This window comes from Coleofasciculus sp. G3-WIS-01, assembly GCF_040223135.1.
In the GTDB taxonomy this organism is placed as follows: Bacteria; Cyanobacteriota; Cyanobacteriia; order Cyanobacteriales; family Coleofasciculaceae; genus Coleofasciculus.
Map to the genome: position 1 here is coordinate 17,894 of NZ_JAVJZI010000168.1, position 17,892 is coordinate 35,785.

Here is a 17,892-nt window from a genome sequence, read left to right on the forward strand (position 1 = left end):
AGGAAAAATGTATCCCCTGCCTCACACAAGACTCCCAACAGCAGCCCCGAATTAACCTCTCACCTCCCTACGCAAATCTGGACAATAAATCTGTGAAATCAGTGTTTTAAGGACGGGGATACTTAGACGCAGGTTCAAAGTAGCGTACTGGCGAAGTCGAAACCCACCCTACGGTATCTCTAACCTGAAGATGAGAGAACTAACCTATCAGTGTAATCCGTGTGACTAACCTCTCACCTCCCTACCCAAATCTGGACAAGAAATCTGTGAAATCAGTGTTTTAAGGACGGGGATACTTAGACGCAGGTTCAAAGTAGCGTACTGGCTCACCCTTCAACGCCTGACTCATAAAGTCGCGCCATATTGGTGCAGCAAATCCACCCCCTGTCGCCCCACCCCCTAACGGTCTGTAGTTATCATTGCCAATCCAAACCGCCGTGGATAATTGTGGCACATATCCGACGAACCAGACATCTCGTTCTGAACTCGTTGTTCCCGTCTTCCCAGCCGCAGGGCGTCCAATTTGAGCAGCGGTTCCGGTTCCTCCTTCAATCACGCCTTGGAGGACAGCATTCAGGGAAGCCGATGCCCATGGATCAAGAACAAGGCGAGGTTTCGGGGTATTGTCTAATAACACATTGCCCATACTATCAGTCACCCGGACAATGATCGTCGGATCAGAATGCCAACCTGTATTGGCAAAGGTAGCGTAAGCCCCTGCCATTTCCAAGGGCGTCACCCCAATCGCACCTAGGGGTAAAGAGGTTACGGGTTCCATGGGGCTTTTAATCCCCAGAGTGCGGCACACTTCAATCACTTTATCTAACCCAACGGCTCTGCCCAGCTTAACGGCGGGAATATTTCGCGACTGAACCAGCGCAGTACGAATACTCATCCCTCCGCCGTAACCACCTCCATAGTTTCTGGGCGAATACCACCCACTCCCATCCCGGTAGCTGACTGGGGTATCCATCACCGTGGAATAGGGGGTATATTTGCCAGTGGCAAAGGCAGTGTAGTAAACAAAGGGTTTAAACGCTGAACCCGGTTGGCGTCGGGATTGAATGGCTCGGTTGAACTGACTCTTTTCGTAACCGATACCCCCCACCAAGGCTTTGACATAATGGGTGCGCGGATCAACAGCGGCTAGTGCGACTTGATCAGCATATAACCCCCGGCGGCGCAAGTTCTGGTGAGCGCGAGCGATGGTGTTTTCCGCCATGCGCTGGAAATTGTAATCTACCGTGGTTTGGACGCGCATCCCCCCTTTGAGAACCGCATCTCGACCAAATCGCTCATTCAACTCCGCCACGACAGCTTCTGTGATGTAGGGAAGCTGGCTGGTTTGCCAGGAGGTTAACTTGCCCAAACGCAAGGGTTGAGCTAAAGCATCTTTTTTCTCTTGAACCGTGATCCATCCCAGTTCCCGCATTCTCTCCAGCACGATTGCTTGCCGTTGTTTGGCTAAGGGATAGTTGGCAAAGGGGCTATATTCTTCGGGAGACTGAATCAATCCAGCGAGCATGGCTGATTCTGCCAAGGTTAAGTCAGTGGCTGGCTTGGCGAAGTAACTCTCAGATGCCGTTTGGATGCCATAATTGTTATGACCCCAATAGATCTGATTCAGATACATTTCCAATATCTGGTCTTTGGTGAAGATTTGCTCCAGCCGGATTGCCATGACTGCCTCGGCAATTTTACGAGAGAACTTTCTCTCCCGAGACAGAAACAAGTTTTTCACTAGCTGCATGGTCAAGGTAGAGCCGCCTTCTACTACAGCCCCCTTCTCCCAGTTGGCTAAAAAGGCTCGACCCACACTGTTGGGGTTAACGCCATGGTGAATATAGAAGTGACTATCTTCCATGGCAATAACCGCTCGCTTGAGATTGGGGCTAATGTTTTCTAACTTAACCACCTCTCGATTCGCTTCACCATGCAGGCTAGCCAGGTGCTTCCCCTTAATATCGTAGACGTAGGTCGTTTCGGTGGGAACATAGCCCCTGAGAACTCTCACATCGGGAAGATTGCGGAAGCTTGTCGCCAAGCCAACCAGCCCACCAGCCACAACCGAGCTAGTTAGCATTGTAATGCCGAGAATGGTTCCGCCTGTTACCTGAGTGACTCCTTGCACGAATCGGAAAGCCGGTGGCAATCCCTTTTTACTATCTCTTTGTTGTTTTTGTTGGATGGTACTAGACGACACAGTGATTTCACTTCCTCACTCAAGAAAAAAATACTGGATGGCTGTGTGGGAGGCAACCTTAGGGGGGATACGTTCTATACCTTCTATAGATGATTACAGAAATTTATGGCAAAGTCAGGATTAGCGATCGATTCGGTTTTGGCGATTCTTGTCCCCTGTGGACGTTGCTCCCAGCGTTGAATCAGTGGACGGTGTTCTCCCTTAGATCTTTCTTAATGTTAAGCCTGAGATAATCGTTCATGATCAAAAACCGAAGTATTTTGGCTTTTGGCTGAAAAAATGGTAACATTACTTTTCTGGATTGGCATAAACAACGGTAAATCTTAAGCATCTGCTACTCTCGTGTACGTTAACTAATCGGGCAAGAAGTCTCCAGCCATAATCGATGATTAAGAGGCGAGATGGATTGCCAATGGTAGAAAACTTGTTTCCATATCCCTAATGAGCCGTTCACTCCTTAAAGATTTCCCAGACGAATGTCAAACTCCTTAAACACAATGTCTCAGTCATTATCTTGGTTATACCGAGGTGTTAGTGACATTTTTCCCAACCAACCAGATTCTCAAGACCCGAATGAGAACCTAGAGCAACGGATTCTCAAAACTGAGCGTCCCTTGCGGGTCAAGTTGGGAATTGACCCGACTGGGACAGATATCCACTTGGGTCATAGTATTCCCGTGCGGAAACTGCGAGCGTTTCAAGATGCGGGTCATACGGCTGTCCTAATTATTGGCGATTTTACCGCAAGAATTGGTGATCCAAGTGGCAAATCTGATGTCCGGAAGCAGCTTTCTGAAGCACAGGTGCAGCAAAATGCCCAAACTTACTTGGATCAGGTGCGTCCGATTTTGGATTTTGAAACACCGGGACGCCTGGAGATTCGCTATAACTCGGAATGGCTGAGTAAGCTGGATTTGGCGGAGATTCTCGATTTGTTAGCCACGATGACGGTGGGGCAGATGCTCGCTAAGGAGGGGTTTGCGGAACGATTTAAACAGGAAAATCCGATTTACCTGCATGAGTTTCTCTATCCCTTAATGCAAGGGTATGATTCTGTGGTAGTTAAGGCGGATGTGGAGTTAGGGGGAACGGATCAAAAATTTAATATTGCTGTGGGGCGAGACTTGCAGCGGCATTTTGGTCAAACTCCCCAGTTTGGATTACTCCTGCCGATTTTAATTGGTACAGATGGCGTGCTGAAGATGTCTAAGTCGCTGAATAATTATGTGGGGTTGCAGGAGGCGGCTCAACCCATGTATCAAAAGCTGGAAGGGACTAAGGATAATCTGTTAGAGAACTATTTTGAGCTACTCACCGATTTACCCTTAGAGGAACTCCCGACAAATCCCCGCGATCGCCAACAACTCTTGGCTTGGACAATTGTCGCCCAATATCACGGTAAAAAGGAGGCGGATGAGGCTGCAGGCGGGGGAGCTATCCCAGAATTTTCCCTCTCCCAAGTCGAGTTTCCGGTTAAGTTGTTCTATATCCTCAATGCTAGTGGGCTGTGCAGCAGTAGTGGCGAAGGGCGGCGACAGATCAAAGGCGGAGGTGTGAAGCTAGAGGGCGATCGCATTACAGATGTAGACTGCACCTTTGATTCCCCAGAGGCTTTAGAGGGTAAGGTTTTACAGGTGGGGAAAAAGAAATCTGTACGGTTGGTTTCGTAAGCTACAAAAAGGCAGAGGGCAGATGGCAGAGGGAAAACACTCTAAGGATTTCAGCGTAAAAAGCTTCCCTAAGGGCGGGTGCGAGTCAAGTTTCACCGAAAGTCGCATAAGTTATCTGTAAAACCCGCCCCTACACCCACGCTCCCTGGCATTAGCGCAAGTTTAAAGATTTGTCAACTAAATCAGTGAGATCAGGTGGTATTATAAAGATAATCAGACTGTGTGTTCCATAGGAGGTTCGCTCATGTCACCATTATTGCCGCTCATACTGCTATGGGTTTTTCTGGGAATGGCTTTTTTATCGAGCATCCATGCAGAAGGCAGAGCCATTACCTAATTTGGCAAAACATAGAAAGAAAAGCAAACAACAAAGATACCGCTAGCTTTGCTATACTACGAAGAGAACGAACGTCCGAGGAAGTCGGATTCCTGTAAAGCGGTGCCTCGGAACTGAGTATCGTTCCTCAATAGTTTCGTACAAAACAGGCTATATGCCTGTGGGTCGGGAGAAGTCTTTCCCCTTTTGGGGAGGAAGACACTTCACGCATATCAATACAAAAAAGGGGAAAGAAATTTCTTTCCCCTTAAACTATCTATGGGTTTGTAGGGGCGGGTTTAGAGGCTCAGGTTTGCAACTCACCAATAACGGCTCAACAAAACCCGCCCTTATGCAATTGTAGGGACGGGTTTAGACAGTCAGATAAGTTGGTCAGAGCGCCTTCTTCTATTGCATAAGTTGCACGGTTAAATGAAAATGGGATAATCTGTGGCTACTTATCAACAAGCATTTCCCATGTCAGTAGCAGAGCGGATTATCGTCCCCTTAGATGTACCTACCGAAGCCCACGCGATCGCTCTCGTGGAACAATTACCCCAAGTGAGGTTCTGGAAAGTAGGACTGGAGCTATTTGTCAGTAGTGGATCTGCGATTCTTCAGATTCTCAAAGATCGGCAAAAACGGATCTTTTTAGATCTAAAGTTTCACGATATTCCCAATACGGTAGCTGGGGCGACACGGGCGGCTGCTGGGTATGGCGTAGATTTACTGACAATTCATGCTGTAGCCGGTCGTAGGGCGCTCAAAGAGGCGGTAGCAGCAGCGAAGCAAGGAGCAGAAGCCGCCGCCTGTTCACCACCGAAATTAATTGGAATTTCCCTACTCACCAGTTTGAACTCGCGAGATTTAGCCTTTGATTTAAAGGTTCCAATTGAATTACCCGAATACACCCTACAGATGGCGCTTTTGGCGCAAAAAGCCGGATTAAATGGGGCAGTCTGTTCGCCCCAAGAAGTGTCCCAGCTGCGACAAGTGTGTGGCGATGATTTTCTCCTGGTTTGTCCCGGTGTCCGTCCCAGTTGGTCTGAACAGGGCGATCAACAGCGCTCAATGACGCCAGCAGATACCCTGAAAGCGGGCGCTGATTACTTGGTGATTGGACGACCCATCACGGCGGCGCCTGACCCCGTCGCCGCCTGGGAGAGAATTTGCCAGGAGTTATTAAAATATTAAATTTTAATTAATAAATTAAGCCTGATCCTTGATCGGGAATTATCTTTTTTATATAGACGTAAACGATAAAAATATATACTGTGTGCTTTAGGGGAAAACTATGGTTAAAAATATTTTGATTACAGGAGGTGCAGGATTCATTGGTAGTCACTTGGCTGAGAGTTTATTTCAGAAAGGCTATAACATAACTATATTAGATAACTTGTCAAATCAAGTTCATGAAAATTATTTCACAAAAAATAATCTTAAAAAATTGCAAAGATTTAGTATTTTTTTTCAAGGAGACATACGAAACCAGAAAGACAATTTAAAAGTTTTAGAAAACCAAGATGTGCTGATACACCTAGCTGCCGAAACAGGTACAGGACAGTCTATGTACCAAATTGAACAGTATATAGATGTTAATCTGCGAGGTCTAGGCATTTTACTCGAACAGATTACTAACGGTAGTTCTTCTATCCAAAAAATAATTTTATCATCATCAAGAGCTGTTTATGGAGAAGGCAAATATTTTTGTCAAGAACATGGAAATATTTATCCCAGTAGCAGAAAAATACCAGAATTAATAAAGGGCAATTTTGACATACAATGTCCTTTTTGTAATCATTCGCTTAAGTGTGTGCCAACAGATGAAGAATCACCGATAAAGCCATTATCAATTTACGGAATCACCAAAGCATCTCAAGAACAGCTTGTCAAAAATGTCTGCGAACATCTGGGAATTGATTATGTGATATTTAGGTATCAGAATGTTTATGGACCTGGACAATCTTTATCTAATCCATATACTGGGATTCTATCCATATTCTCTACAAGGCTTTTGAATGGTCATCCTATCAATATTTGGGAAGACGGTTTGGAAAGCCGAGATTTTATTTATATTGACGATGTTATTGAAGCGACAATTCTTGGACTAGAACATAATCAAGCCAATAATCAAATATTCAATGTCGGCTCAGGACGGATGATATCAGTATTACAAGTTGCAGAAATTCTTCGGCATCAATATGGTTTAGATAGTGAAATTGATCTAACTATAAGCGGAAACTTTAGAGTGGGAGATATACGTCATAACTGTGCTGACTTATCAAAAATCAAAAATCAACTAGGCTTTCAACCTAAATATACATTTGAGCAAGGAATATCCAAGTTTGTAAAATGGGTTAAACAGCAAAGCGTATCTAAGGATTATTATGAATCCTCAATCGATGAACTCAAAAGGATAAAAGGTTTATTTTATGGATAAAGTAGGGGTTGTTACTGTCACTTTCAATAGCCAAAATGTTATTGAAGAATTTTTAGATTCAATTTTTTCCCAAAGTCATGAAAATTTTAAGCTCTATGTGATAGATAACGCATCAGCAGATAAAACTTTAACTATAATTAACTTTTATCATGACAGGCGAATATTAACTATTAATAATTTGAATAATCGAGGAGTTGCTGCCGGAAATAATCAGGGCATTGAAGCTGCTTTAAAAGACGATTGCAATTATATTCTACTAATTAACAATGATACAGTGTTTAGTTCGGATTTAATTTCTCAACTATTAAAAGTTATCCGAGAGAATAACTGTAGTATGGCAACTCCTAAAATGATGTATCATTCTCGTCCTAATGTTATATGGTGTGCTGGCGGTTTTTTTCGTAAAACCAATGGGTATCTTCCAGAGAATAGAGGTTTAAATCACAAAGATATAGGACAGTTCAATTGTGTTGAAAGAGTCGATTATGCACCAACCTGTTGTACATTAATTAAAAAGGAAGTTTTTGAAGATATTGGTTTAATGGATGAAAAATATTTTGTCTATGCTGATGAAGTAGATTTCTTTTACCGTGTTTGGAAAAATGGTAAACACTTAATGTATTATACTCCTAATACTAAGCTTTATCACAAAGTTGGCGCTTTAACACAATCTATGAGGGGAATACCACAATCCAAGTATGCGGAATTCTATCTAAGATATACAACAAGAAATAATATTTACTTCCTGAAAAAACAAAATACACTGTATTCCAAATTTTTTATTGCTTATTATTTTGTGAAAATGCCTTTTAGTTTTTTACTAACCGGAAGATATAACCGTAATTTAAAAACTTTTTTGCTTCTGCAAAAGTCTTTTGTTGAAGGACTATTTCTTTAAACTACAGTTCTTATGGGGCTTGCTTTTGAGCTATTAAACCTGATAGTTTAGCGATCGCACTATTCTATTTTTTGGTCGAAATAGTTTATTGTCCAAGTCTCTTGTAACTCCCTATGAATCTTAAGTTGATCCAATGCCTAACAGTTGCCTGTTGGCTGGGATTCCAGATGCCTAGTAGAGCATTTAATACCGATTACATCCTCGGATCACAAACGCTGAAGATGAAACCGACAGAGCAAATCGTCCTCCCCTGTACCCCTACATTCCTGTATCCTTGTACCCCTAAACCTATACTTCTGGCTCAATCGGCGACTTGTCCCTCTGATGTAGAAACCTTAACATCTCTGATGCTGCGGGATTTGCCTAACTACGCGAATCGGGTGATTCAGCGATCGCGACCTGTAAATGACGACATTGATATCAATCTATATATCATCGTGGCAGGGCGGGCAGAATTTCAACCCCTGACCCTTGGTCCTGGTTCCTATAACTCTGTGACAACTGCCAGCGTAGAACCCCCGCAGCAAGTGTTTTTCACTACTCTAGAACGCCAATATGTCGAGGGAGGTGCAATTGAAACCCAAAGTTTTCACTGGCTCTTTTTAACCCATACCGATAGTGGATGGCGCTTGGCTCTGATGTTTACGCGCCTAGGTTCAGCTTCACCAGAACGCCCACCAACGCCGCCACGAGAGAGTAGTGATGGTATTATGGGTCGAGCCGTGCAGCTCTGGTTGCGAGATTGTCGGGCGGGCGCAATTCAAGTCTCCTACAGATATTAGTTTATCTTACAATTGAAATTAGAAATCAGTGCTGAATCTGTTAAATTTTATTGAGGGCATTTTGGTAAATACCTCAACTCCAGTCTTTAATTTTTCTTTGATAGTGCCAGATTAATGCCCGATAATTTGCGACAAACTATTGCTCTTTACGTAGAAGATATTGAATCGCCTGTGGGTAGGCGATTCAACTTGCTGATTATGGGGTTAATCCTCTTGTCTTCAGCAATTTTTGTGTTAGAAACTTATCCCATACCACCGCTATTTCGCCTAAGTTTAGATGTTATTGACCGAATTATATTAATTGTTTTTGTCGTCGAGTATTTACTCCGATTTTGGGTCGCTGAGTCTAAAGTTAATTTCTTCTTTAGCCCGGTTTCTCTGATCGACCTGATCGCAATTGTACCTTTTTTCCTCGGTGTAACTGATATTCGATTTATTTTGATTTTTCGCTGGTTCCGGATTTTGCGGTTAGTTCGATTCTTAACGTTGAAAGTTTATGTTTTTAGTATTAGCAATCAAGATAGCATTATCCTTGCCCGCATATTATTTACATTATTTACCATAATATTTGTTTACTCTGGATTAATTTATCAAGTTGAACATCGAATCAATCCTAAAAATTTTAATACATTTTTAGATGCCTTCTATTTTGCCGTAGTCACGATGACCACTGTTGGGTTTGGTGACCTCACACCAATTTCAGAGGGGGGTCGATTACTAACAGTGCTGATGATTTTGACAGGTATTGCTCTCATTCCTTGGCAATTGGGAGATTTAGTCAAGTATTTACTGAAAACGGCTAACCAAGTGGAGAAAGTCTGTGCCGGGTGTGGTTTGCCGTTTCATGATTCTGATGCTCAGTTTTGTAAAATTTGTGGGACTAAATTAGAGCAGGCTGATTTATTTAAATCTTGATTGTTATCAGTATAATACTGCATTAATGGTGCAAGTTCGGAAATTTTTGGCTCAAAATCAACCCGACAATACACCATCTAATAAGGGAGTAGTAATGAACTTACCTTCACCGGAAAATGAATAGTGGGATTATTCTTGCTAAATCAAGGTAAATCTTCGATTTCCTGATACAGTTCCTCTAAATCCTGCTGTTGAGTCCGCCGCGAACGCCGTCGATATTTCTTTGTTTCTAACTTGGGTTCGTACTGCGTTTGCCCCTTTCCTTTGGTTTTCGCCTTAAGAGTGGACTCTGGATCAGCTTGTTGATTCAACCGTTCCTGACGCGCGATCGCTTCCTCTAAGAAACCCAGATAATGATCATAGCGTTCCCACTCTCCCCGTACCGCACAGTTGGGTTCATCTCGATGTAAGCAATCACTAAATTGGCAATTGGCTACCGCTAACCGTTGTTGCGCTTCGGGAAAGTAATGGATTAAATTACCTGGCGTGCAATCCAAGTCAGGCTGATTAAATCCCGGCGTATCTGCCAATAAACCCCCTTGGGGTAACTCAAATAATTCCACATGGCGGGTGGTGTGGCGTCCCCTTCCTAATTTTCCGGTTACTTCTCCCACTCGTAGGTTGGCTTCAGGGGCAAGTTGGTTAATTAAGCTAGATTTCCCCACTCCAGACAATCCAGCTAAGACCGTAATTTTTTGGTTTAAGCGATCGCTGAGTTCTGCTAAACCTATATTATTGTAAACACTGATAAATATGGGTTGGTATCCCCAAGCTCTCAAGCGCTGCTGCCACTGCTGTTGTGCTTCTTTTGTGACTAAATCGCTTTTATTGAGACACAAGCACACCTGGAAACCCGTTGATTCTGCCTTGACTAAAAAGCGACTCAGTTGATAAGGATCAAGGGTAGGTTCTGCTAACGCAAAAACTAAGAGAATTTGTTCAGCATTAGCAACGGGAGGACGATCCAGTTGGGTAATCCTAGGGAGAACATCCGCGATCGCACCTCTATTCCCTGTCCAGTCTGGTTCTTCGATGACAACGCGATCGCCCACCATGACCCGTTGACCAATTTTTTTCAATCGAGAACGACGAGTACAGAGTAAAGTGTTGAGTGTTGAGTGTTGAGTGTTGAGTGTTGACCCAAAGCTAGGTTGATCGGGAACCTGATTTGTAGGGGCGGGTTTAGGGATTTGCTGCTGGTTATTGATGGTAACGTTTGTACAAAACCCGCCCTGGCTGAGTTTTGACTCTAATCGAACCTGATAAAAATTAGCCTGAACTGCCAGAACTGTCCCCAAGAAGGGGGGACATAACTCAGACGGTGGGATATCTGCTATCTCACTCATGCAGAGGCTTGAGGACACCGTACTCTTAGGGCAAAGTAGTCTGTGTGATTTTCGAGTGCCTCTATGGGGTAACCTGCCATCGCCAAACTATCGGGAACCTGTTCAATGGGTTCCCCCGGATCAAGCCACACTTCCAATAAAGATCCGGGCGTCATTTGTTCTAGACGTAGCTTAGTTCGCACAAAGTTAATTGGGCAAGGTGTTCCTCGCAAATCCAGTTGAGCATCGGGTGTCTGATTAATTGTCGATACCGTTGGCTTACTCATCCGCGAAACAGTCCTCCCAAAAAGTCTTCTAGCCCTCCTTTACCTGTGCGATCGCCTTTAATTTTTGCCAGCTTCTCCAGCAACTCCCGTTCCTCCGTCGTGATCCGGGTGGGAATGTCTATTTGAATCGTAATCAAATGGTCGCCCCGACTCACAGGATTCCCTAATTTTGGCACACCATGATTTTCCAACGTTAACACCGTATTCGGTTGGGTTCCTGGGGGAATCTTCAACTCCACCGGACCATCGACGGTATTAACCTGTAGACGACAGCCTAAAATAGCTTGTAAGTAGCTAATTTTCAGATCAGACAGAACATTAATGCCATCCCGCTGAAATTCAGCATCTTCCTCAACAAATAGGTAGACATATAAATCTCCTGGAGGACCACCGCGCGATCCCGCATCTCCTTCTTTAGAAACCCGCAGCCTGGTTCCATTATCCACACCAGGTGGAACCGTAATTTTCAGCTTTTTGGTTTCTTGTTTGCGACCTGATCCCCCACAGGTTTCACACTTATCCTCAATCACCTGTCCTTCGCCGTTACAAGTGGGACAGACTGAAACTTGAGTGAAACTGCCAAAGGGGGTACGAGTAGCGCGACGCACTTGTCCTGTGCCGCTACAGGTCGAACAGGTACGTGGTCGAGTTCCCGGTTTTGCTCCGGTACCGTTACAGGTATTACAGGTTTCTTGGTGAGGAATCCGAATTTCCTTTTCCCCACCGAATACAGCTTCCCGGAATTCCAGCTTCAAGTCTAGGCGCAGGTCATCCCCTCGCACCGGTCCACCACGCCGACGCGCTGTTTGCTGACCCGCACCACCAGCAAAACCACTGAAGAAGCTTTCAAAGATATCGGCAAAACCCATATCCCCAAAATCTGGATAGCCAGCTCCAGCACCTGATGATACACCCGCCTCGCCAAAGCGGTCGTATCGCGCCTTCATCTCTGGTTCGGACAGGATTTCGTAAGCTCGATTAATTTCTTTAAATCGCTCTTCCGCTCCTTGTTCCTTGTTAACGTCTGGGTGGTACTTCCGGGCAAGGCGACGGTAAGCCCGCTTTATTTCTTCTTTGTCAGCGTCGCGAGAGACGCCGAGAACGTCATAGTAGTCAGGCATAGAGCAATGCAGGAGGGTTGGATTACGTTAGGGGGTGGGTTGATAGTGATAGTCTGTTCAGGAGATCGGCTTGAGCGCCACCGATGGCTGATATCCGGCTCACCTGCACGTCTATCCATTTTGGATCAAAAAACCAACGAATTGCTACTTCCATTTATGCATTACCTTAGTCAACTGTTTCATCGTCAGCATTATTTACGGTTTCATCATCAAAGTTAAGAATTAACTCTTCTTCTTCGGGTTCCGATTCTGAGGGTTCACTAACCTCTACTGGTGAGGCAAGGTCTTCCTCGCTTTCGCTAATCTCATCGGGTTCCAAATCGGGCGCACTTTGCTGGTAGACGGCTGCACCAATAGTAAACAGCGTTTGTTGGAAATCTTCCAGTTGCTGTTTAACGTCCTCAACCGTAATCGATGGGTCTTTGAGCGCAGCTTGTAGCTGTTGCTTTTTCTTCTCTCCCTGCGCCTTCAAGTCCTCACGTACCAAATCGGCATTGTCTTTCAGGGTCGATTCGTAGCTGTAGAAGAGGCTTTCGGCTTGATTTTTCAGTTCCACCAGTTGCATCCGACGGCGGTCTTCTTCGGCATATTGCTCGGCTTCTTGGCGCATCCGTTCCACTTCGCCACCACTTAATCCACCGGTGTTGGTAATTCGGATGCTTTGCTCTCTTCCTGTACCTTTATCCGCCGCTGAGACGTTAAGAATTCCATTGACATCGATATCAAAGGATACCTCAATTTGAGGCACACCTCGGGGAGCCGGAGGAATGCCTGCTAGTAGAAACTTACCCAAGCTTTTGTTATCACGAGCCATCGCCCGTTCACCCTGGAGGACGTGAATTTCCACAGAGGTTTGCCCGTCCGTCGCCGTGGAAAAGATTTGCGATTTACTGGTGGGTATTGTGGTGTTACGCTCGATAATTTTGGTGAAAACTTCGCCCAAGGTTTCAATTCCCAGTGAGAGCGGGGTCACGTCTAGCAACAGCAAGTCTTCAACTTCACCGCCCAAGATGCCCCCTTGAATAGCTGCACCTAGGGCAACGGCTTCATCGGGGTTGACCGATTTATCTGGCTGGCGACCGCCGAAAAACTTACTAATCGCTTTCTGGACGGCTGGGATGCGAGTCGAACCCCCGACCAGCAGAATTCGGTCGATATCATCGGGCTTAAGTTCACCATCTTTGAGCGCCTGTTTTACGGGTTCGATGGTACCTTTAATCAGGTCGAGCGCCAGTTCTTCAAACTTCGCTCGTGACAATTCCATCTCTAGATGTTTCGGACCTGTTTCATCTGCTGTAATAAACGGCAGGTTGATCGAGGTGTTCAACATACTAGAGAGTTCAATTTTCGCCTTTTCTGCGGCTTCTCGCAAGCGCTGTAACGCCATCTTATCGGCGCCGATATCGATGCCTTCTTGTTCCTTGAACTGCTCAATCATCCAGCGCACGATTACGTTATCGAAGTCATCGCCTCCTAAATGGTTGTTGCCAGACGTGGCTTTGACTTCAAATACGCCGTCACCCAGTTGCATGACCGAGACATCGAATGTACCGCCGCCTAAGTCAAAGACGAGGACTTGTTGTTCTTGGTCTTGCTTATCCAGACCATAAGCCAACGCTGCTGCGGTTGGTTCGTTGATGATCCGCAGCACTTCTAGACCTGCGATGGTTCCAGAATCTTTGGTGGCTTGTCGCTGGGCATCGGTAAAATAGGCAGGTACCGTGATTACCGCTTGTTCTACGGGTTCACCGAGAAAGTTTTCGGCATCGGCTTTGAGCTTTTGCAGGATCATGGCAGAGATTTCCTGCGGCGTATACTGATGGGAGCGGATTTGGACATCAACGGTATCGTCGCGACCCTTGATACAGGTGTAAGGAACCCGCGATCGCTCCTCTACCGTGTCATCCCAGCGACGACCAATAAACCGTTTAATACTATGGACAGTATTTTCAGCATTGGGAACTGCCTGACGCTTCGCCAGTTGACCAACCAAGCGCTCATTCGATTTGCCAAATCCCACAATACTCGGTGTGGTTCGTCCGCCTTCCGTGTTGGAAATGACGAGGGGCTGACCTCCTTCCAGGACAGCCACGCAACTATTAGTTGTGCCCAGGTCGATGCCAATGACTTTTCCCATAGCGCTTCGGCCTATTTGATCGGTAAGGTTTTCTTCTTTAGGTGGTAATCTGTGGCTACAGAACTCGCCTGATGTTCGCTCAACCGTTTTTTTCGGGTTGATTAAACCAGCTACAGCTACTTAGACAAGATCTATTTTAGAGACAGACAAGCCAGGCAGGTATACCCCTGCCGCTTAACTTTCTGGTTCTGCCGAGGTGTCCTCCTCTGAGGTTACCATGGGTTCTTGAGCCGCAGCAACTTTAACCATGGCATGGCGCAGCACGCGATCGCCTAAGAAATAACCACGCATAAGCTGTTCGATGACGATTCCTTCGCCGTATTCATCGCTCGGCTGCCGCATCACCGCTTCGTGGAAATTGGGATCAAACTCCGTTCCTTCCGGACGCATCGGCGAAACCCCTAAGCGTTTGAATGCCTCCACGAGTTGCTTGTAAATTCCCTGATAACTCTTATGCACTGCCATCTCCCCATCATTTTGAGGTTTGATGTGCGATCGCGCCCGCTCAAAGTTATCGACCACGGATAATAACTCGCCCAGAGTATTCCGCTTAACTTGATGTTCTAAATCTTCTTTTTCTTTCGCCGTCCGCTTGCGGAAGTTATCAAAATCGGCTGCCATCCGCATCGATTGGCTTTTAAAGGCTTCAAATTGCTGATTAATTTCCTCAATTTGAGCTTTAAGGAGTTCATTTTCCTGCTTTAAGGTTTCGATAACCGCGACATCCTCCTGACTTGGCAATCCGGCGGAGTCTGATTCAGCAGACTCACTCTCCACGCCTTGCCCTGCCGAAGTTTTTGTCGCTTCGGTTGTCACTTCAGAGGTTGCCGCTTCTGCCGTTGATGGTGACTCAACCTCAGGTTGTGTCCCAACCTCCACCTCGGAAGTTGCCTCATTTAAATCGGGGTTATCTGAATTCACTGCCTTATGCTTATCTGTTTGTTGCAACGTAGTATTTTGTTGTTTTTCTTCGTCACTCATGATTCACTCGTACTAAAAACTCGATCAATCTCCTGCTCCTTCTAGGATGGCTTCGTTTACCTTGCCCAGATTAACGGCAAGATTTAGGGTAGGCTAAAGCCCCAGGCATCAAGTCGGGATTGCTACCTCCTCAAATCCTAGTACATACTGGTGAAAATTGTCTGTTAATAATGTGTCTATTGATTCAATAGCACACTCAACAGGATTTCCTGGAGCATGTTCGAGACGTTAGCCACGTCTGGGAGACGGGGAGTATTTTTACGGCTGGGTATTTGCCGCCACCCTGCACGAGTAGAGCAACCCTAACCTGGAGACGGGTGAGACTCAGTTGAATTCCAAGGGGTGTAAAACGGTTAAGATAAAACTTGTGGCGGTATCCCCATTTATAATAAGGAATAGAGTATTCTATCAGGGTATAGAGGACTAATTTTGACTTCAGTCAGAATTCTATCACGTTTAGATTATCTGAAAACTTGCATTTCACCCTTGCCAGGATATTGGTAACTCCAGCATGTTGGCATCCGACCTTATTCACGCCTCAAAGTGTTTCTCAGCATGGGTACTCCGATCTAAACCCATTGAGAAGGGAGCCATCCTGAGATCTGTCGAGCCATTTTATTTGAATCGACGGCTTGGCGAATGGGCTTACCGTTGCCTTTTTCTCCAGTACGACAAAAGCTAAAACTTTTAGGAATTCTGTAATCTTTAAGGAGATAGTCTCACCCACTATGACTCAATCCCCATCATCATCAGCAAGACGTGCCCTTGTTGTCAAAAACGATTTTTCGCCCTTTGGAAATAAACTAGTTCAATCGGGTTACGTTGATGACGGTCAAATGCGGCAGGCATTGGCGGAAAGCCGTAAGTCAGGACGACCTCTAACCGATGTCGTTGAATCAATTACCGGGCGTCAGTTGCCACCCGACTTAGTGCGCCAGTACAAGAAACAGCAACTATTTGAACTAAAAATACTTTACGGTGTTGAATCTCTCGATCCGGAACTTAGTGAAATTTCAGGTCACCAAGTCAAGGAACTCATAGAAAGCCTGATTCCCATTGACATCTGTAGTCGCTATCGCTTGGTGCCATTATCCAAGAATGACACACAACCGCCATCGGTTCTGGTGGCAATGGTTGATCCGGATAATCTCGACGCCCAAGATGATCTGAACCGGATTCTGCGCCCTCAAGGGATTGGGCTACGGCGGATGGTGATTACCCAGGAAGACTATCAGCATCTGATTAATCAATATCGTGATCACAAACTGGCACAAGAGAAGGAACAGGAAGCTGCCAAGCAGACAGACATCAGTAAGGATCTTGAAAATCTCGACACCCTTTCCGATGCACCGGACGAAACAGAAGCTGATTTAGGGGCAGCCCTGAATGAAGCCGGTGGCGCCCCGGTGATTAACTTGGTGAATCGAATCCTCGCCAAAGCCCTGCAAGAGGACGTCTCTGACATTCACATCGAACCCCAGGAGGAATACTTACGTGTTCGCTTCCGCAAAGACGGCGTACTGAGGCAAGCCTTTGAACCCTTACCCAAAAAGATTAAAGATGCCGTTGCGGCTCGCTTCAAAATTATGTCAGATTTGGACATCGCCGAACGTCGATTGCCCCAAGATGGCAGAATTCGGCGCATGTTCCAAGGGCGCAAGGTTGACTTCCGAGTCAGTACCTTACCCAGTCGCTACGGTGAGAAGATTGTGCTGCGGATTTTAGATAACTCTAGCACCCAGCTTGGTTTGGATATTCTGATCACTGACCCCGAAAGCTTGGAAATTGTCAGGGAAATGGCAGCACGCCCCTTTGGGTTGATCTTAGTCACAGGTCCAACGGGTTCAGGTAAATCCACAACCCTCTATTCAATCCTGGCTGAGCGCAATGATCCAGGCGTCAATATCAGCACAGCAGAAGATCCAATTGAGTATTCCTTACCCGGTATTACCCAGGTGCAGGTACTGCGGGAAAAAGGGATGGACTTTGCCTCAATTCTGCGCTCATTTCTACGGCAAGACCCAGATGTGATTCTGGTGGGTGAGACGCGCGATAAGGAAACCGCGAAAACCGCGATTGAAGCGGCGCTCACGGGACACTTAGTCTTAACCACTCTTCATACTAATGACGCGGCTGGCGCCATCCCCCGCCTGGATGAAATGGGAGTTGAACCGTTCATGGTGTCGGGTGCGCTGCTAGGTGTGTTAGCCCAGCGCCTGATGCGGCGGGTTTGTTCGGAGTGCCGCACACCTTACCAACCTAGTGCGGCTGAACTGGCTCGATTTGGTCTGTCCGCTTCCAGTGAAGGGGAAGTCACGTTCTATAAAGCCAATACCCTACAACCAGATGAAATCTCCGAAGCTCGTGCCAAAGGAACACTCTGTCCAAAATGTAATGGGATCGGATACAAAGGACGAGTGGGTGTGTATGAAGTCATGCGGATGACCGAACGACTGCAAACCCTGATTAACGAAGGAGCGCCTGCCGAACGGCTCAAAGAAGCAGCGGTTGAGGAAGGGATGAAAACCTTATTATTCTATAGTTTAAACCTGGTGCAGGACGGTCATACCACATTGGAAGAAGTAGAACGGGTCACCTTTACTGATTCTGGTCTTGAGGCAGAACTGAAAGCCAAACGCAAGCAATCCCTCTCCTGTAGCACTTGCGGCGCCGGGTTACAACCGGAGTGGTTAGATTGTCCGTATTGTATGACCCCGCGCTTCCGTGACTAACTGTTGCGGCTATTCCTGAATTGTTGTTGGCTTTCACCCCCAACAACAATTGATTCGGAAACAAACACCGATAACCAACAACTAA

At 45.9% G+C, this 17,892-nt stretch carries 14 protein-coding genes; 7 read left to right on the forward strand and 7 right to left on the reverse strand.

Annotation, left to right across the window (positions count from 1 at the left end; translation table 11 throughout):
• Positions 1-280: 280 nt before the first annotated feature.
• Complete coding sequence (locus tag RIM23_RS16270; RefSeq protein ID WP_446368237.1) at positions 281-2,203, reverse strand: transglycosylase domain-containing protein; 1,923 nt, start codon at positions 2,201-2,203, stop codon at positions 281-283.
• A 497-nt stretch (positions 2,204-2,700) separates the two neighbouring features.
• Between RIM23_RS16270 and tyrS the strand changes: the two genes are divergently transcribed.
• The 6 genes from tyrS to RIM23_RS16300 all read left to right on the forward strand — a co-directional run bounded on the left by tyrS (position 2,701) and on the right by RIM23_RS16300 (position 9,224).
• On the forward strand, positions 2,701-3,873 hold the full coding sequence (gene tyrS / locus RIM23_RS16275) for a tyrosine--tRNA ligase (protein WP_446368238.1): 1,173 nt from the start codon (positions 2,701-2,703) through the stop codon (positions 3,871-3,873).
• Between the two features lie 793 nt (positions 3,874-4,666).
• Positions 4,667-5,383, forward strand: coding sequence for an orotidine-5'-phosphate decarboxylase (pyrF, locus tag RIM23_RS16280; RefSeq protein ID WP_446368278.1), 717 nt, complete (start codon positions 4,667-4,669; stop codon positions 5,381-5,383).
• A gap of 100 nt (positions 5,384-5,483) precedes the next feature.
• Entirely contained in the window at positions 5,484-6,629 is a 1,146-nt protein-coding gene (locus tag RIM23_RS16285; RefSeq protein WP_446368239.1) for an SDR family NAD(P)-dependent oxidoreductase, read from the forward strand.
• The gene (locus RIM23_RS16290; RefSeq protein WP_446368240.1) at positions 6,622-7,527 is read left to right on the forward strand and encodes a glycosyltransferase family 2 protein; all 906 of its coding nucleotides are present in this window, start codon (positions 6,622-6,624) and stop codon (positions 7,525-7,527) included. Before RIM23_RS16285 ends, RIM23_RS16290 begins: the two co-directional genes overlap by 8 nt.
• 221 nt (positions 7,528-7,748) lie before the next feature.
• Positions 7,749-8,309: a hypothetical protein gene (locus tag RIM23_RS16295; RefSeq protein WP_446368241.1), complete on the forward strand. Its 561-nt coding sequence runs from the start codon at positions 7,749-7,751 to the stop codon at positions 8,307-8,309.
• Positions 8,310-8,423: 114 nt separating this feature from the next.
• A complete protein-coding gene (locus RIM23_RS16300) occupies positions 8,424-9,224 on the forward strand; it encodes an ion transporter (RefSeq protein WP_446368242.1) in 801 nt (266 codons plus the stop codon).
• Between the two features lie 143 nt (positions 9,225-9,367).
• On the opposite strand, the gene rsgA is transcribed toward RIM23_RS16300, so the two are convergent.
• The 6 genes from rsgA to grpE form a co-directional block, all read right to left on the reverse strand.
• Entirely contained in the window at positions 9,368-10,570 is a 1,203-nt protein-coding gene (gene rsgA / locus RIM23_RS16305; protein WP_446368243.1) for a small ribosomal subunit biogenesis GTPase RsgA, read from the reverse strand.
• The gene (locus RIM23_RS16310; RefSeq protein ID WP_446368244.1) at positions 10,567-10,836 is read right to left on the reverse strand and encodes a sulfurtransferase TusA family protein; all 270 of its coding nucleotides are present in this window, start codon (positions 10,834-10,836) and stop codon (positions 10,567-10,569) included. The genes rsgA and RIM23_RS16310 overlap by 4 nt, the downstream gene beginning before the upstream one ends.
• Positions 10,833-11,957 carry a molecular chaperone DnaJ gene (gene dnaJ, locus RIM23_RS16315; RefSeq protein WP_446368245.1) on the reverse strand — a complete coding sequence of 375 codons (1,125 nt, stop codon included), beginning with the start codon at positions 11,955-11,957 and terminating at the stop codon, positions 10,833-10,835. The genes RIM23_RS16310 and dnaJ overlap by 4 nt, the downstream gene beginning before the upstream one ends.
• 22 nt (positions 11,958-11,979) lie before the next feature.
• Positions 11,980-12,111 (reverse strand): hypothetical protein, encoded by a 132-nt coding sequence (locus tag RIM23_RS16320; RefSeq protein ID WP_446359274.1) that lies wholly within the window; start codon positions 12,109-12,111, stop codon positions 11,980-11,982.
• A 12-nt stretch (positions 12,112-12,123) separates the two neighbouring features.
• Positions 12,124-14,094 carry a molecular chaperone DnaK gene (dnaK, locus tag RIM23_RS16325; protein WP_446368246.1) on the reverse strand — a complete coding sequence of 657 codons (1,971 nt, stop codon included), beginning with the start codon at positions 14,092-14,094 and terminating at the stop codon, positions 12,124-12,126.
• Positions 14,095-14,268: 174 nt separating this feature from the next.
• On the reverse strand, positions 14,269-15,075 hold the full coding sequence (gene grpE / locus RIM23_RS16330; protein WP_446368247.1) for a nucleotide exchange factor GrpE: 807 nt from the start codon (positions 15,073-15,075) through the stop codon (positions 14,269-14,271).
• 728 nt (positions 15,076-15,803) lie between these two features.
• Between grpE and RIM23_RS16335 the strand changes: the two genes are divergently transcribed.
• Entirely contained in the window at positions 15,804-17,807 is a 2,004-nt protein-coding gene (locus tag RIM23_RS16335; RefSeq protein WP_446359271.1) for a GspE/PulE family protein, read from the forward strand.
• The last annotated feature ends 85 nt before the right edge of the window (positions 17,808-17,892 follow it).

Excerpts from the sequence above, each read along its gene's own strand:
- RIM23_RS16300 (WP_446368242.1), top strand. The coding sequence starts at position 8,424 with ATGCCCGATAATTTGCGACAAACTATTGCTCTTTACGTAGAAGATATT.
- dnaK (WP_446368246.1), bottom strand. The coding sequence starts at position 14,094 with ATGGGAAAAGTCATTGGCATCGACCTGGGCACAACTAATAGTTGCGTG.
- pyrF (WP_446368278.1), top strand. The coding sequence starts at position 4,667 with ATGTCAGTAGCAGAGCGGATTATCGTCCCCTTAGATGTACCTACCGAA.
- grpE (WP_446368247.1), bottom strand. The coding sequence starts at position 15,075 with ATGAGTGACGAAGAAAAACAACAAAATACTACGTTGCAACAAACAGAT.
- RIM23_RS16290 (WP_446368240.1), top strand. The coding sequence starts at position 6,622 with ATGGATAAAGTAGGGGTTGTTACTGTCACTTTCAATAGCCAAAATGTT.
- RIM23_RS16335 (WP_446359271.1), top strand. The coding sequence starts at position 15,804 with ATGACTCAATCCCCATCATCATCAGCAAGACGTGCCCTTGTTGTCAAA.
- RIM23_RS16310 (WP_446368244.1), bottom strand. The coding sequence starts at position 10,836 with ATGAGTAAGCCAACGGTATCGACAATTAATCAGACACCCGATGCTCAA.
- RIM23_RS16320 (WP_446359274.1), bottom strand. The coding sequence starts at position 12,111 with ATGGAAGTAGCAATTCGTTGGTTTTTTGATCCAAAATGGATAGACGTG.
- dnaJ (WP_446368245.1), bottom strand. The coding sequence starts at position 11,957 with ATGCCTGACTACTATGACGTTCTCGGCGTCTCTCGCGACGCTGACAAA.
- tyrS (WP_446368238.1), top strand. The coding sequence starts at position 2,701 with ATGTCTCAGTCATTATCTTGGTTATACCGAGGTGTTAGTGACATTTTT.
- RIM23_RS16285 (WP_446368239.1), top strand. The coding sequence starts at position 5,484 with ATGGTTAAAAATATTTTGATTACAGGAGGTGCAGGATTCATTGGTAGT.
- rsgA (WP_446368243.1), bottom strand. The coding sequence starts at position 10,570 with ATGAGTGAGATAGCAGATATCCCACCGTCTGAGTTATGTCCCCCCTTC.
- RIM23_RS16295 (WP_446368241.1), top strand. The coding sequence starts at position 7,749 with ATGAAACCGACAGAGCAAATCGTCCTCCCCTGTACCCCTACATTCCTG.